General features: G+C 63.6%; 12 protein-coding genes. 5 read left to right on the top strand and 7 right to left on the bottom strand.

The window, feature by feature from the left end; all coding sequences use genetic code 11:
* Positions 1 to 41: 41 nt before the first annotated feature.
* Positions 42 to 1,409 (top strand): DNA repair protein RadA, encoded by a 1,368-nt coding sequence (gene radA / locus BLS75_RS28250; RefSeq protein ID WP_011063580.1) that lies wholly within the window; start codon positions 42 to 44, stop codon positions 1,407 to 1,409.
* Positions 1,410 to 1,449: 40 nt separating this feature from the next.
* Positions 1,450 to 2,172, top strand: a complete 723-nt coding sequence (locus BLS75_RS28245; protein WP_239690696.1) for a hypothetical protein — start codon at positions 1,450 to 1,452, stop codon at positions 2,170 to 2,172.
* A gap of 7 nt (positions 2,173 to 2,179) precedes the next feature.
* On the opposite strand, the gene BLS75_RS28240 is transcribed toward BLS75_RS28245, so the two are convergent.
* Positions 2,180 to 2,548 carry a PilZ domain-containing protein gene (locus BLS75_RS28240; protein WP_011063578.1) on the bottom strand — a complete coding sequence of 123 codons (369 nt, stop codon included), beginning with the start codon at positions 2,546 to 2,548 and terminating at the stop codon, positions 2,180 to 2,182.
* A 54-nt stretch (positions 2,549 to 2,602) separates the two neighbouring features.
* The gene (locus BLS75_RS28235; RefSeq protein ID WP_015637107.1) at positions 2,603 to 3,064 is read right to left on the bottom strand and encodes a methyltransferase family protein; all 462 of its coding nucleotides are present in this window, start codon (positions 3,062 to 3,064) and stop codon (positions 2,603 to 2,605) included.
* A 216-nt stretch (positions 3,065 to 3,280) separates the two neighbouring features.
* Between BLS75_RS28235 and BLS75_RS28230 the strand changes: the two genes are divergently transcribed.
* The 3 genes from BLS75_RS28230 (at position 3,281) to yjiA (ending at position 6,647) form a co-directional block, all read left to right on the top strand.
* Complete coding sequence (locus BLS75_RS28230) at positions 3,281 to 5,347, top strand: carbon starvation CstA family protein (protein ID WP_011063576.1); 2,067 nt, start codon at positions 3,281 to 3,283, stop codon at positions 5,345 to 5,347.
* Between the two features lie 16 nt (positions 5,348 to 5,363).
* Positions 5,364 to 5,561, top strand: a complete 198-nt coding sequence (locus BLS75_RS28225) for a YbdD/YjiX family protein (RefSeq protein WP_007937254.1) — start codon at positions 5,364 to 5,366, stop codon at positions 5,559 to 5,561.
* A 114-nt stretch (positions 5,562 to 5,675) separates the two neighbouring features.
* Entirely contained in the window at positions 5,676 to 6,647 is a 972-nt protein-coding gene (gene yjiA / locus BLS75_RS28220; RefSeq protein ID WP_015637106.1) for a GTPase, read from the top strand.
* A 6-nt stretch (positions 6,648 to 6,653) separates the two neighbouring features.
* Here the strand turns inward: yjiA and BLS75_RS28215 are convergent, their stop codons facing one another.
* The 5 genes from BLS75_RS28215 to BLS75_RS28195 all read right to left on the bottom strand — a co-directional run bounded on the left by BLS75_RS28215 (position 6,654) and on the right by BLS75_RS28195 (position 15,082).
* Positions 6,654 to 7,349, bottom strand: coding sequence for a GntR family transcriptional regulator (locus tag BLS75_RS28215; protein ID WP_072452982.1), 696 nt, complete (start codon positions 7,347 to 7,349; stop codon positions 6,654 to 6,656).
* Between the two features lie 35 nt (positions 7,350 to 7,384).
* Positions 7,385 to 8,098: a FadR/GntR family transcriptional regulator gene (locus tag BLS75_RS28210; RefSeq protein ID WP_041119954.1), complete on the bottom strand. Its 714-nt coding sequence runs from the start codon at positions 8,096 to 8,098 to the stop codon at positions 7,385 to 7,387.
* A gap of 79 nt (positions 8,099 to 8,177) precedes the next feature.
* On the bottom strand, positions 8,178 to 9,491 hold the full coding sequence (locus BLS75_RS28205) for a C4-dicarboxylate transporter DctA (RefSeq protein ID WP_015637104.1): 1,314 nt from the start codon (positions 9,489 to 9,491) through the stop codon (positions 8,178 to 8,180).
* 352 nt (positions 9,492 to 9,843) lie between these two features.
* Positions 9,844 to 11,097, bottom strand: a complete 1,254-nt coding sequence (gene glyA / locus BLS75_RS28200) for a serine hydroxymethyltransferase (RefSeq protein ID WP_041119952.1) — start codon at positions 11,095 to 11,097, stop codon at positions 9,844 to 9,846.
* Positions 11,098 to 11,293: 196 nt separating this feature from the next.
* Entirely contained in the window at positions 11,294 to 15,082 is a 3,789-nt protein-coding gene (locus BLS75_RS28195) for a bifunctional diguanylate cyclase/phosphodiesterase (protein WP_092214997.1), read from the bottom strand.
* Between the last annotated feature and the right edge of the window lie 203 nt (positions 15,083 to 15,285).

The raw sequence follows: 15,285 nt of genomic DNA, 5'->3' as shown, positions 1-15,285 counted from the left end.
CGCCAGCTGAGCTATCATCGCGGTTTTTGCCGGGGGTTCAGATGGCCAAGGCCAAGCGCATGTACGGCTGCACCGAGTGCGGCTCCACCTTTCCCAAATGGGCCGGGCAGTGCGGTGAGTGCGGGGCCTGGAACACCCTGACCGAGACCATGATCGAAAGCGGCGGCGCGGCGGCGCCTGCCGGGCGCACCGGCTGGGCCGGGCAGCAGGCGCAGATCAAGACCCTGGCGGAAGTCAGCGTCGAGGAAATCCCGCGTTTCTCCACCGCTTCCGGTGAACTCGATCGGGTGCTGGGCGGCGGCCTGGTGGACGGTTCGGTGGTGCTGATCGGTGGTGATCCGGGGATCGGCAAGTCGACCATCCTGCTGCAGACCCTGTGCAATATCGCCACGCGCATGCCGGCGCTGTATGTCACCGGTGAGGAATCCCAGCAGCAGGTGGCGATGCGCGCCCGGCGCCTGGGCCTGCCCCAGGACCAACTGCGGGTGATGACCGAGACCTGCATCGAAACCATCATCGCCACGGCCCGGGTAGAAAAACCCAAGGTCATGGTGATCGACTCGATCCAGACGATTTTCACCGAACAACTGCAGTCGGCCCCGGGCGGCGTGTCCCAGGTGCGCGAGAGCGCGGCCTTGCTGGTGCGCTACGCCAAGCAGAGCGGCACGGCGATCTTCCTCGTCGGCCACGTGACCAAGGAAGGCGCCCTGGCCGGGCCGCGGGTGCTGGAGCACATGGTGGACACCGTGCTGTATTTCGAAGGCGAATCCGACGGGCGCCTGCGCTTGCTGCGGGCGGTGAAGAACCGTTTCGGTGCGGTGAATGAGCTGGGTGTATTCGGCATGACTGACCGCGGATTGAAGGAGGTCTCCAATCCTTCGGCGATTTTCCTGACTCGTGCCCAGGAAGAGGTTCCGGGCAGCGTGGTGATGGCCACCTGGGAAGGCACCCGGCCGATGCTGGTGGAGGTCCAGGCGCTGGTGGATGACAGCCACCTGGCCAACCCGCGCCGGGTGACCCTGGGCCTGGACCAGAACCGCCTGGCCATGCTGCTGGCGGTACTGCATCGCCATGGCGGCATCCCCACCCACGATCAGGATGTGTTCCTCAACGTGGTGGGCGGGGTCAAGGTGCTGGAAACCGCCTCCGACCTGGCGTTGATGGCCGCCGTGATGTCGAGCCTGCGCAACCGTCCGTTGCCCCATGACCTGCTGGTGTTTGGCGAAGTCGGCCTGTCGGGTGAGGTGCGCCCGGTGCCCAGCGGTCAGGAGCGCTTGAAGGAAGCGGCCAAGCACGGCTTCAAGCGAGCTATCGTGCCCAAGGGCAACGCGCCGAAAGAGGCGCCGCCGGGCTTGAAGATCATTGCCGTGACCCGCCTGGAGCAGGCGCTGGATGCACTTTTCGAGTAAGCATGCTGGTCTTTTTTGAAAGGAAGCAGGTGATATGGCCATGAGCGGATTCAGGAGGCGGGTGTTGGGTTGGGGGTTGCTGGGCTATTGCGGCCTGGCCCTGGCACAGCCGGCCGAGGTGCCGGAAGGCTATCGGATTGCCCAGCAGGTGCTGGTGGGCGACGGTTCGGTGCTGGAGGTGCTGGAGGATGTGCGCATCACCCCCCAGTTGCATGCCGATAGCTGGGGCAATGGCCTGGACGCCGACAGCTTTGCCGAGCCGGAGGGGGATCAGCCGAGCGCGCCGTTGGGAGCCCAGGCGCGCCTGGTGTCCGATAGCGGCGAGGTACTGGCGCAGAAGTCCCTGGGCTACCCGATGGCCACCGTGGAAAAGGCACCGCTGAACGGCCTGCCGTCCCCGGCGTTTTTCCTGACCATCGACCAGACCGCTCCCATGGGCAGCTACAGCGGCCCGGCCACCCAAGTGCTGATGCCGGAGCAGAATCAGTTGGACCCGGTGCTGTGCCAGGGGGAGGGCGCGGAGAAGCAGCCGCTGGTGTTTGCCCAGACCGGCAAGGCGGCCTGGCAGATCGTACCGTCCGTTGGTGGCGGCACGGAAAGCATCCAGCAGGTGTCGTCCGCTTCATCGATGGAGAACGAAGAGTTCGTCACCACCTATCGCACCTTCCGTTATGCCGACGGCCAGTGGACTGTCGCCACGCGCCAGCAGGCGGGTTACTGGGACACGGAAAGCGAGTTTCCCGAGCCCGCGCTGTTTCCCTGAAAGGGCATCAGATATCGATTAAGGCCCCGAGCTCGCGCTCAAGCTCCTCGGGGTCTCCCAGGTTCAACTCGATCAGGCGCCTGAGGTGCTCGATGGACTCAAGGCCGATGTGCAGGCAGACGAAGCCCAGTTGGCCCTTATTGTCATGGGCCAGTTGTACGTCCATGCGCACATCGGCGTCGGAGCTCAGGTGAATGTCGGCCTCGAAGGGGCGCGCCGGGTCGCCCAGCCACGGATCGGGGCGCTCGATCAGCAGGCCCTTCAGTGAAAGATCCAGCAGCCGTACCGGCCAGCGGTGGGTGCCTTGGCTGAGTTCGGTCCGGGCATCGAAGGCGATGCGTTTGAAGCGTCGGCGGTCGTCGTGTTGCTCGGTCATGGGCTGGCCCTCTGCATGGTGCCCTGAACTATAGACCCCGGTTCGCGCCTGTCGCTACAACCAGCGCCGGACCTTGCGGCAGTAGTCACGGTAGGGCTGGCCAAAGAGCTCCAGCAGTTGTCTCTCGTCCGGGCGGATCACCGTGCGGTTCATCAGGTACAGCAGCCCCGGCAGCAACAGCCAGGGCCACAGGTTGCCCAGCAGCAGGGCAATGGCGCAGTAGCCCAGGGTGTCGCCCAGGTTGATCGGGTTGCGCGAGATGGCGAAGGGGCCATCGCGGAGCAACTGGTCGGGCTGGTCGAAGTTGCTGGAGGTGGTGCGCTGTTGCCGGAAACGCCACATGGCCCAGAACGACAGGCCCTGCCCGAAGACGATCAGGATCACTGCCAGGCTGCGCACGCCGTTATTGACCGGCAGCGGCAAGGGCAGCCAGCCGCTGAGAAAAAGCGCCAGGGTCAGGCACAGTAAATACAGGAGTGGCGGTGGCAATGGCGGTTGTTCGGGTGGCGTTGACATGGAGGTTCCTGCGCCAGGGCTCAAGCGTGCGACTGTCGGCAAGTGCCCAGGGTTCCGTTTTTTTCCTGGCGTGCGCCGCTCAGGCAGATCGGGAGCAAGAAAAACCGCCCTCATAAGTTAAAAGAAGGCTCTAGACCAACGTGGGGGGTGGTCTTTAAGAGCAGTAGCGCTACACTCGAAACGCGGTTTTTCTATCCTCCTGGCTGGAATAAAAAAATGAAAAATAATAATAGCCTGTTGCGCCATGTTCCTTGGCTGCTGCTGGCAATCGTAGGAGCTTGCGCCCTTGGCGTAGTTGCATTGCGTCGCGGCGAGGCGATCAACGCCTTGTGGATTGTGGTCGCCGCCGTGGCCATCTATCTGGTGGCGTACCGGTATTACAGTCTGTTCATTGCCAACAACGTGATGCAGCTGGACCCGGGCCGGGCCACGCCCGCCGTGGTCAACAATGATGGTCTGGACTACGTCCCGACCAACAAGCACATCCTCTTCGGTCACCACTTCGCGGCCATTGCCGGCGCAGGCCCCCTGGTGGGCCCGGTGCTGGCGGCGCAGATGGGCTACCTGCCCGGCACCCTGTGGCTGATTGCCGGGGTGGTCCTGGCCGGCGCGGTGCAGGACTTCATGGTGCTGTTCCTGTCCACCCGGCGTAACGGCCGTTCCCTGGGCGACATGGTCCGTGAGGAAATGGGCCGCATCCCCGGGACCATCGCGCTGTTCGGCTGCTTCCTGATCATGATCATCATCCTCGCGGTGCTGGCGCTGATCGTGGTCAAGGCCCTGGCCGAGAGCCCGTGGGGCATCTTCACGGTGATGGCGACCATCCCGATCGCGGTGTTCATGGGCGTGTACATGCGCTACATCCGCCCGGGCCGCATTGGTGAGATCTCGTTGATCGGCGTGCTGCTGTTGCTCGGCTCCATCTGGCTGGGTGGCCAGGTGGCGGCGGATCCGGTGTGGGGCAAGATGTTCACCTTCACCGGCGTGCAGATCACCTGGATGCTGATCGGCTACGGTTTCGTCGCGGCAGTACTGCCGGTGTGGCTGATCCTGGCACCGCGGGACTACCTGTCGACCTTCCTCAAGATCGGCACCATCATCGCTCTGGCGATCGGCATCCTGATCACCATGCCCGAGCTGAAGATGCCGGCCCTGACCCAGTTCACCGACGGCACCGGCCCGGTGTGGAAAGGCGGCCTGTTCCCCTTCCTGTTCATCACCATCGCCTGTGGTGCGGTCTCCGGCTTCCATGCGCTGATCTCCTCGGGCACCACGCCCAAGCTGCTGGATAACGAAGCCAACGCCCGCTACATCGGCTACGGCGGCATGCTCATGGAGTCCTTCGTGGCGATCATGGCCATGGTCGCGGCCTCGGTGATCGAGCCGGGCGTGTACTTCGCCATGAACAGTCCGGCGGCCATCGTCGGCGGCGACGTGGTGGCGGTAGCCCAGACTGTCAGCAGCTGGGGCTTTGCGATCAGCCCGGACCAACTGCAGGCGGTGGCCAAGGACATCGGTGAAAACACCATCCTGGCCCGTGCCGGCGGCGCGCCGACCCTGGCAGTGGGGATCGCGCAGATCCTCCACCATGTATTGCCGGGTGAGAACACCATGGCCTTCTGGTACCACTTCGCGATCCTGTTCGAAGCCCTGTTCATCCTCACTGCGGTGGACGCCGGTACCCGTGCCGGGCGCTTCATGCTCCAGGACCTGCTGGGTTCCTTCGTTCCGGCGCTGAAACGCACCGAGTCGTGGACCGCCAACCTGATTGCCACCGCAGGCTGCGTGGCGCTCTGGGGCTACCTGCTGTACCAGGGCGTGATCGATCCTCTGGGCGGCATCAACACCCTGTGGCCGCTGTTCGGCATCTCCAACCAGATGCTGGCCGGTATCGCCCTGATGCTGGGTACCGTGGTGCTGATCAAGATGAAGCGCCAGCGCTACATCTGGGTCACCCTGCTGCCGGCTGTGTGGCTGCTGATCTGCACCACCACCGCAGGCTTCATCAAGCTGTTCGACGCCAACCCGGCGATCGGCTTCCTGTCGCTGGCGAAGAAATACAGCGATGCAATGGCCAACGGCCAGATCATCGCTCCGGCCAAGGACATCACGCAGATGCAGCACGTGATCTTCAACGCCTACACCAACGCGACCCTGACAGCCCTGTTCCTGCTGGTGGTGTTCAGCATCCTGTTCTACGCGCTCAAGGTCGGCATCGCCGCCTGGGGCAGCAAGGAGCGTACGGATAAAGAATCGCCCTATCAGGCCGTGCCGGACGCGTAACTCGAGGATTGCAACGATGTTCAATGACCTGAGTCGCCTCGGTAAATACCTCGGTCAGGCCGCGCGCCTGATGGTCGGCATGCCCGACTACGACAACTACGTCGAGCATATGCAAACCAAGCACCCGGACAAGCCGGTGATGTCGTACGAGGCGTTCTTCCGGGAACGCCAGGAGGCGCGATACGGCGGCAAGGGCGGTCCGAAGTGCTGTTGAAACACAGCGTTTGAGCCACACCCCTGTAGGAGCCGGTTTGCCGGCGATAGCGGTTCTTCGGACGCCATCGCCGACAAGCCGGCTTCTACGTTTTTATGCGTGGGAGATCCTGTTTTGCACAACCCTATTCCCGTGACCGTGCTCAGCGGTTTTCTCGGCGCCGGCAAGACCACTTTGTTGCGCCACCTGCTCAAGGCCGAGCACGGCCTGAAAATCGCCGTGATCGAGAACGAATTCAGCGATGCCGGCATCGACACCCAGTTGCTGGGCGAGCAGCCGGTACAGGTCATGACCCTGTCCAACGGCTGCGTCTGCTGCACCATCCACACCGACCTGACCAAGGCCCTGTACCTGTTGCTGGAGCGTCTGGACAGCGGCGAGATCGACTTTGACCGGCTGGTGATCGAGTGCACCGGGCTGGCCGATCCGGCGCCGGTGGCACAAACCTTCTTCATCGATGAGGAACTGCGCGAACGCTATATCCTCGACGGCATCATCACCCTGGTGGACGCCAAGCACGCCGAGTTCCACCTGACCCAGACCATTGCCCAGGCGCAGATCGGTTTTGCCGACCGGCTGCTGGTGAGCAAGCGTGACCTGGTGGACGAGGCGACTTTCGAAGCCCTCGGCCAGCGCCTGACCCGGATCAACCGCCGGGCACCGATCCGCCTGGTGGAGCACGGCCAGATCGACCTGGCCGAACTGCTGGATGTGCGGGGATTCAATCTCAATGCCGACCTGGGGGGCGGTCTCAGCCTGCGGCCAGTGAGCAAGGCGCCGTCAGTGGACCGGATTTCCAGCCTGGTGCTGCGCACCGAGCAAGCCCTGGACCTGGATCGCCTGAGCGAATTCATGAATGAGCTGCTGGAAGACCACGGCAAGCAACTGCTGCGCTACAAAGGTGTGCTGAGCGTTATCGACGAGCCCCGGCGCATGGTGTTCCAGGGCGTGCTCAAGCTCTATGGCTTCGATTGGGACAGCGAATGGGCCGAAGGCGAAGTGCGCGAGAGCGTGATGGTGTTCATTGCCGACGATCTGCCGGAAGAGAAGATCCGGCAGGGGTTCGAGCGGATGCTCGCGGGCTGATGGCGGCTACAGGCCGCCCAGCAGGCGCTGCTCCAGGTGCGCCAGGTGCTGGTTCATCAGGGTTTCGGCCTTTTCGGCATCGGCCTCCTGTAGTGCATCGATGATCTTCGAGTGTTCCTGCCAGGAGCAGTAGTTGCGGGCCTGGCCCTCGAACTGGGCGATGGCCAGTGAGGTCAGGGGCACCAGGCTGCCGAGGAACTGTGCCAGGGGCCCGTTGCCGGCGATTTCCGCCAGTTGCAGGTGGAACTCCCCGGACAGGCGGATAGCCGGCCCGCGCTGGTCGCGGGCAATGGCCTCGCGCTCCTGGGCGATCAACTCGCGCAAGGGTTGCAACTGGCGCCGGGGCTGCTGGCAGGCCAGGCGCACCAGGGTGATTTCCGTCAGGCGCCGGGCATGCAGGATCTGCCGGGTCTGTTCCAGGTCCGGCGCCGCCACCTGGGGCCGGTAATTGGGCCGCAGGATCACCACTTGCTGATGGGAAAGCCGCGCCAGGACCTGGCGCACTATGCTGCGGCTGACGCCGAAGGCCTGCCCCAGGCTGTCTTCGGTGAAGCGGCTGCCGGGAGCGATGCGCTGTTCGAGAATGGCGTCGAAGATCTGCGGGTAGACATCATCCACCAGCAGCTTCCTTTCGCCCTGCGGGCGCCTTGGCAGGCTGGCCACCCGGGTGAAGGGATTGTTTTTCAGGGCGTAGCTGACCATGGCCTGTCTCCAGTCCGGTTGCTGACTCGGGGGGATTACTGGGCGCTGTTGCCCAGGTGATCGTCCGGGATATTCAGTTCGATGCCCATGCGCTGGCCTTCCTGGAGGATGTGCCGGCGCATCTCGGCGCTGGCCAGGGCGCTGTTCTTGTTGCGGATGGCCCGCACCACCGCCTCGTTTTCTTCCAGGCGTTCGGCCAGGTGCTCCGGTGAATTGCGCAGGATCTGTGCACTTTGCTTGAGGGCATTGCTGGTCTGTTGCACCACGTTCTGGAAGATCGGGTTGCTGGTCAGGGTGAACAGTTCCTCGTGGAAGGCGATGTAGGCGTTGACCCCGGCTTCGCTGTCGCCGGCTTCAAGGGCTTCGCGCATGTCCATCAGGGTCAGGCGCAACTGGCCGACTTCCTTGCTGCTGATGGATTGCGCCACCAGGCCGACGATGAAGGGCTCCAGGGTGTAGCGCAGTTGCAGCACGTCTTCGAGGCTGGCCCCGGCCACTGCACTGTCGCTGCCCTGCGCTTCGTCCAGGGGGGTGTCCAGCACCACCACGCCTTTGCCGGGCATGGAGCGCACCAGGCCCAGGGTCTCCAGGACGATCACCGCTTCGCGCAGGCTGGGGCGGCTGATGCCCAGTTGCTCGGCCAATTCGCGTTGCCCTGGCAGCATGTCGCCGGAGCGCCACTGGCCGCGGGCCAGGGCGGCCCGGAGCTTTTCTACCACTGAATTCACCACTGTTGACGAGCTGATCACTGTTGACTCCATGAACGATTAATAGCGCGCTGTTGCCGCGCCGAGTGTTGTGCCTGCCGATGACAGGCACAAGGTCGGGTCAAAATTCCTGCTGGTGGGCGCCGGTCACCGGTTTTCGCGCCTGGAAGGTGTAGCCCTGCTGGCCGCTGAGCACCTTGTTGGCCCGCTGCACGTCGATGTCCTTTTCCCAGCGGGCGATGGCGACGGTGGCCACGCAGTTGCCGATCAGGTTGGTCAAGGCGCGGCCAATGCCCATGAACCAGTCCACCGCCAGCACCAGCACCAGGCCCACCACCGGAATCGCCGGGATTGCAGTCAGGGTTGCCGCCAGGATCACCAGCGCCGAGCCGGGGATGCCGTGGGCGCCCTTGGAGGTGATCAGCGACACCAGAAGAATGGTCAAGAGGTCCGACATGGACAGCGGAGTGCCGGTGGCGTTGGCAATGAAGACGATGGCCAGGGTCAGGTAGATGGAGAAGCCGTCGAGGTTGAACGAGTAGCCGGTGGGAATCACCAGGCCTACGGTGGAACTGCCGATCCCCAGGTGTTCCAGCTTGCGCATGATCTGCGGCAGCACGGCGTCGGAGGAAGCGGTGCCGAGGACGATCAGCAACTCTTCGCGCAGGTACTTGAGAAAGGGCAGCATGCGCAGGCCCGACAAACGCATCACCAGGCCCAGGATCACCGCAACGAAGGCAAAGCAGGTCAGGTAGAACAGCCCCACCAGGCTGCCCAGGTGCTGCAGCGAATCCAGGCCGTACTTGCTGGTGGTGAAGGCGATGGCACCGAACACGCCGATGGGCGCCAGACGCACGATCATGCCCATGATGCGGAAGATCACATGGCTCAGTTCGTTGATCAGCCGGGAGATGCCCGAGGCGGCTTCACCCACCAGGTTAAGGGCGCTGCCGAACAGCACCGAGAACAGCAGTACCTGGAGGATGTTGTTCTCGGCGAAGGCACCGATCACCGAGGTGGGAATCAGGTCCATGAGGAACTGAGTGGTGGTGTGCATGTGCTGGCCACGCTGGGCGATGTCGCCCATGTCCGCGGTGGACAGTTGCTCCAGATGGATGTTGGCGCCGCTGCCGATGCCGGTGCTGAAGGCCATGATCAGGCCGATCACCAGGGCCACGGTGGTGAGGATCTCGAAGTAGATCACCGACTTGAGGCCGATGCGGCCGACCTTTTTCAGGTCGCCGGCACCGGAGATGCCGCTGACGACCACGCAGAACACGATCAGCCCGATCAGCATCTTGATCAGCTTGATGAAACCATCGCCTAGGGGTTTGAGCTGGGAGGAGTATTCGGGGAGGGTGAGTCCGCACACGATGCCGAGCATCAGTCCGAGGACAACCTGGAGGAAAATCGAACGCGAGCACCATCTGAGCATGGGGGGAATCCTGGTCGGTGTCCTGTCTGCCGTGCGCGGGGGATGCGCAGCGGATGGAGGACTTAATTATTGTGGTCTTACCGGTATGTCCAGTGCAGGCGCAGTCTACGCTCGGGTTTTATGGGTTTACAAGGGGGAGGGTGCAGATTGGCTTTACCGGTCTGACCAGTGGTTTTTCCTCCCCTGGCCACTGTAGCCGTTGTCGCAGGCTGCGATCGGCCGGACCAGCCGCCCGGGTATCCTGCGTTCGCAAGACCTCGCAGGCTCCTTTCACCGCCTGTCTGCGCGGCCCTGCGGGCACAAAAAAGCCCGGCACTGGGCCGGGCTTTTTCTGCTGCGGTCTGCGGGCTGATTAAGCGCCGTATACCGGCAGCTTCTTGCAGATGGCCTTGACCTTCTCACGCACGGCGTCGATCACCGCTTCGTTGTTCAGGTCCGCCAGGATGTCGCAGATCCAGCCGGCCAGTTCCTTGCACTCGGCTTCCTTGAAGCCACGAGTGGTCACGGCCGGAGTACCGAAGCGCAGGCCGGAGGTGACGAACGGGGAGCGTGGATCGTTTGGCACGGAGTTCTTGTTCACGGTGATGAAGGCTTTGCCCAGAGCGGCGTCAGCGTCCTTGCCGGAGATGTCCTGCTTGATCAGCGACAGCAGGAACAGGTGGTTCTTGGTACCACCGGACACCACGTCGAAACCGCGCTCGATGAACACTTCGGCCATGGCCTGGGCATTCTTCACCACTTGTTCCTGGTAAGCCTTGAACTCAGGCTGCAGTGCTTCCTTGAAGCAGATGGCCTTGGCGGCGATCACGTGCTCCAGTGGGCCGCCCTGGGCGCCAGGGAATACGGCGGAGTTGAGCTTCTTCTCGATGTCGGCGTTGGCGCGAGCCAGGATCAGGCCGCCACGTGGACCGCGCAGGGTCTTGTGGGTGGTGGTGGTCACGACGTCAGCGAATGGCACCGGGTTCGGGTAGACGCCAGCGGCGACCAGACCGGCCACGTGGGCCATGTCGACGAACAGGTAGGCACCGACCTTGTCGGCGATATCGCGAAAGCGCGGGAAGTCGAGGATCTGCGAGTAGGCAGAGAAGCCGGCCACGATCATTTTCGGCTTGTGCTCGACGGCCAGGCGCTCGACTTCGTCGTAGTCGATCAGGCCGTTGGCGTCGATGCCGTACTGGATAGCGTTGTACAGCTTGCCGGAGGAGGACACCGCGGCGCCGTGGGTCAGGTGACCGCCGTGGGCCAGGCTCATGCCCAGGATGGTGTCGCCGCCTTGCAGCAGGGCCAGGTAGACCGCGGCGTTGGCCTGGGAACCGGCGTGTGGCTGGACGTTGGCGTAGTCGGCGCCGAACAGCTCCTTGGCGCGGTCGATGGCCAGCTGTTCAACCACGTCGACGTATTCGCAGCCGCCGTAGTAACGCTTGCCCGGGTAACCTTCGGCGTACTTGTTGGTCAGTACCGAGCCTTGAGCTTCCATCACCGCTGGGCTGGTGTAGTTTTCCGAAGCGATCAGCTCAATGTGCTCTTCCTGGCGCTGAGCTTCTTGCTCCATGGCGGCAAAGAGATCGGCGTCGTACTTGGCAATAGTCAAATCACGGCTGAACATGGCGGTCCTCAAGGATCGGGGGCAGAAAAGGGAGGCATTCTAACCCAATGGGTTTTAGATGGCATATGAAAGGACATCATGTCGCAGACAAGTGGCCTTCACTTGGGTACGGGCTCGTGCAGGAGCTGGCTTGCCAGCGAAGAGGCCCCTGAGACCGCCTTCGCCGGCAGGCCGGCAATTACGCAAGCAGGAGATGTTAGTCGAACATGAACAGGGCGTCGTTGCTGAACTGCGCCTCGAAGCGGTTGGCCGGCATCGGCCGGCCGAACAGGTAGCCCTGGACCTCGTCGCAGCCATGTTCGCGCAGGAACTCCAGCTGTTCGTGGGTTTCCACGCCTTCGGCGATCACCGCCAGGTTCAGGCTGTGGGCCATGGCGATGATGGCGCGGGCGATCTGCGCATCCTGCTCGCCGGACGGCAGGCCGTCGACGAAGGTGCGGTCGATCTTCAGCACGTCGATGGGGAACTGCTTGAGGTAGTTCAGCGATGAGTAGCCGGTGCCAAAGTCGTCCACCGCGATGCTCAGGCCGAGGTTCTTCAGGCCATCGAGAATCTGCATCGCCTCGCTGACTTCGCGCATCAGGATACTCTCGGTCAGTTCCAGCTCCAGGCACGCCGGTGGCAGGCCGGTGTCCTTGAGGATGGTGGCGATGCGCATGCCCAGCTGGCCGTCGGAGAACTGCCGGGCGGAGATGTTCACCGAAACCTTCGGCACCCGCACCTTGGCCTGGTGCCAGGACTTGAGCTGGCGGCAGGCTTCACTGATCACCCAGTCGCCCACATCCACCACCAGCCCCAGTTCTTCGAGCACCGGAATGAAGTCACCCGGCGGTACCAGGCCGCGACGCGGGTGGCGCCAGCGCAGTAGCGCCTCGGCGCCGGTCAGGCGCTTGCCGTCGCCGCTGAACTGCGGTTGGTAATAAAGCACGAATTCTTCCTGCTCCAGGGCGTGGCGCAGGTCGCTTTCCAGTTCCAGGCGCTCCAGGGCGCTGGCGTTCATGTCCGCCTGGTAGAACTGGAAGTTGTTCTTGCCGCGTTCCTTGGCGTGGTACATCGCGGTGTCGGCGTTCTTCATCAGCTGGCTCAGCTCGTTGCCGTCCTGGGGGCTCAGGGCGATGCCGATACTGGCGGTGACAAAGAACTCGCGGCCTTCGAGGACGAAGGGTTTGACCAGGCTGGCGAGAATCTGCTCGGCCACATGGATCGCCCGGTTCAGGGCCATCTCACGGCTGGAGCGCGGCTGCAGGAGCAGGGTGAATTCGTCGCCGCCCATGCGTGCCACGGTGTCGTCGTCATCGACGCAGCCCAGTAGGCGCGTGGCCATTTCCTTGAGCATGCGATCGCCGGCGGCATGGCCCAGGGAGTCGTTGATCGGCTTGAAGCGGTCCAGATCGAGGAACATCAGCACCACCCAGGACTTCTGTCGTTCTGCCGATTGCAGGGCGGTGTGCAGGCGGTCCTGGAACAGGGTGCGGTTGGGCAGGTGGGTCAGGGCGTCGTAGTAGGCCAGGCGGTGGATGCGCTGTTCACTGGCCTTGCGTTCGCTGATGTCGCTGAAGAAGCACACGTAGCTGGCCAGGTCGCCTTCATCGTCGAGCACTGCGGTGATCCCGACCCACGCCGGGTAGTGCTCGCCATTGCGGCGCTTGAGCCAGACTTCGCCTTCCCAGGTGCTGTGCTGGTTCAGTTGCTTGAGTACATAGCGCAGGTGGGCTTCCTGCTGGTCGTCCACGGTGAGCATGTTCGGCAACTGGTCGAGCACCTGGGACACCGCGTAGCCGCTGACCCGGCTGAACGCCTCGTTGGCCTGGACGATATAGCCGGCGGGGTCGGTGATCAGGATCGCCGAGGTCGAGTGCTCGAATACCGTGGCCGCCATGCGCAGGTCCTTTTCCGCTCGGCGCTGCTGGCTGATGTCGCGGCCGACCCCGAGCACGCCCTCGAAGGCGCCATGCTCGTCCCACACCAGTACCAGGCGCAGTTCGATGGGGATCTTGCGGCCATCGGCCCGCAGGCAGTCGAACAGGAACAGCTGGGTCTGCACCTGGCTGCGCAATTGCGCCAGTTGCTCGGGTTTGTCCAGGGCCTTGCTGACCCGGTCCATGAGGGTATAGATGCCGCTCAGCTGCTGCGGGTTGGCGATGGTCGACTGCCAGCCGTTCTGGAAGATCCACTCCACGTCGTAGCCGAGCACCGCGTGCACCGAGGGGCTGACGTAGTTCAGCGAAAGCTTGCTGTCGGTGGAGAAGATCACGTCGCTGATGCTTTCGGCGAGCATGCGGTAGCGCTGCTCGCTGTCACGCAGGGACTCGCTGGCCTCGATCTGGTCGGTGATGTCCTTGGCCACGCCGATGATCCGCGTCACCTGGTCGTAGCGGTCCCGGGCCAGGGCCTGCTCGCGGATCTCGAAGCGCCGCCACTGGCCGCTGCGGTGGCGGAAGCGCAACTGGCATTGCAGCAATTGGGCATAGGCCGAGTGCCGCTGCTCCTGGCGCAGGCGGTGATAGAGGTCGGCGTCTTCCGGGTGCAGGAGGATTTCCCAGAAGTACTCGCCCATCTGGTGCAGCTCGGTCTTGTTGTAGCCCAGGGTCTGGCCCAGGTGGTGGTTGCTGAAGATCATCCGCTGGCTGATCACATCCTGTACGTATAGGTGATCGGGCACGGTGCGCACCACGTCCGACCAGAACCCTTCGCGCTCCAGCAGTGAAAGTTCGATCAGCTTGCGGCTGGTGATGTCGCTGATGCTGAGGATCACCGCGCTGTAGTCCGCGATGGCCTCGGGCAGGCGCAGGACCAGCCACAGATGCTGGTCGTTGCCCTGGGCGTCGCTGAGCTTGATCTCCAGTTCCAGCTGTTTCTGCTGGTTGATCACGGCTTCGAGCAACTGGCTGCCGATGGCGTTGCCGTTCTTCGGGCTGCCTTCGATCAGCAGTTGCCAGGCCTGCTCGCTGGATTCGACGTTGAGCAGGCGCAGGGCAACCTGGTTGACCTCGGTGATGCGCAATTCACTGAGCAGTTGCAGGCGGTGGCCAGGATCGCTGGCCTGCCAGCGCTTGAGTTGGTCGCTGTTGTGCAGGTTGTGCTTGTCGAGCAACCCTGGAAGCCCGGAGATATCCATGACGCACAAGGCCACGCCGGTGCCTTCGAAAATGTCCTGATAGCGCCGCCGGCCTTCGTGCAGTTGGCGCTGGCGCCGGCGCATGTTCAGCAGGGCGATCACCGGCAGCAGGGAGAAGGCCAGGCCCAGCAGGCACTTGCCAATGAAGGCAGGCAGCAGCGCCTCGAGCACGGCCCGCTGGTCGAACAGGCCGCGCAGTTGCCAGTCGCTGTTGCTCAGGGGCACCAGCAGTACGCTGCTGGCCATTTCGTCGGGATCCAGCATGCCTGGGGTTGAAGTGCTGCGCTCATCGCGCTTGATCACCTGGTGGCTGAGGCGGTTCTCGATCACCCAGGTGGGCTTGAAGCCTTCTTCGCTTTGCCGTACCAGGGTCTGCAGAAAGCTCGGAGCCAGGCGCAGGACCCAGTAGCCGCGGCTCCCGCCGCTGGACTGGTGCAGCAGGACATGCACCACCGAGCCATCGGCGGGGTTGCTGTAGTAGTAGCGTTGGGCATGGCTGCGCTGGACCAGCTCGGCGAGCCACAGGGCGTCCTGGCTATCGGTGGCGCTGTCGCTGAGGATCTGCCCCTTGCTGTCCAGCAGGGCAAAGCTGCGTACGTCCGGCAGCGAGCGCTGGAGTTTCTGAAGCAGTTGCTGTTGCTGCTGGCTGTCCTGCGGCGCCTCGATGATGGGCAGCAGATTGAGGGCGATCTGGGCGTTGAGCGCCAGGTTCAGGCTCAGGTGGTCGGCCAGGTCGGCGCTGTAGTCGATGGCATGCTGACGCTGGTCGTGGCGGGTCTGTTGCAGTTGATCGAGCAACTGCCAGAACAACAGGGCCAGCAGCAACAGCACCAGCGTCGCCAGTGCGCCTTTGAGTGTGCCACGCATAGGATAGGCCGGCCCGGGGGCAGCGGCGCGCGCGGGCTTTGGCGAAGTGACGTTGAACAAGCTGTGATCCTGCGGTTTGGCTGGGCTGGCGCGACGTGCACTATAAGCCGGACGCCCGAAGGGCGGCTAGCATGCCTTGAGTTGTGGCAAAGTGCCAGTCCCGCCTGGCTGGACCTGGATCGTGCATTGAGGTAGTTTTGCCG

This window comes from Pseudomonas sp. NFPP12 (assembly GCF_900103205.1).
Classification (GTDB): Bacteria; Pseudomonadota; Gammaproteobacteria; order Pseudomonadales; family Pseudomonadaceae; genus Aquipseudomonas; species Aquipseudomonas protegens.
Note: the sequence above shows the minus strand (reverse complement) of the source record. Positions and strands in the feature narration are given on the sequence as shown.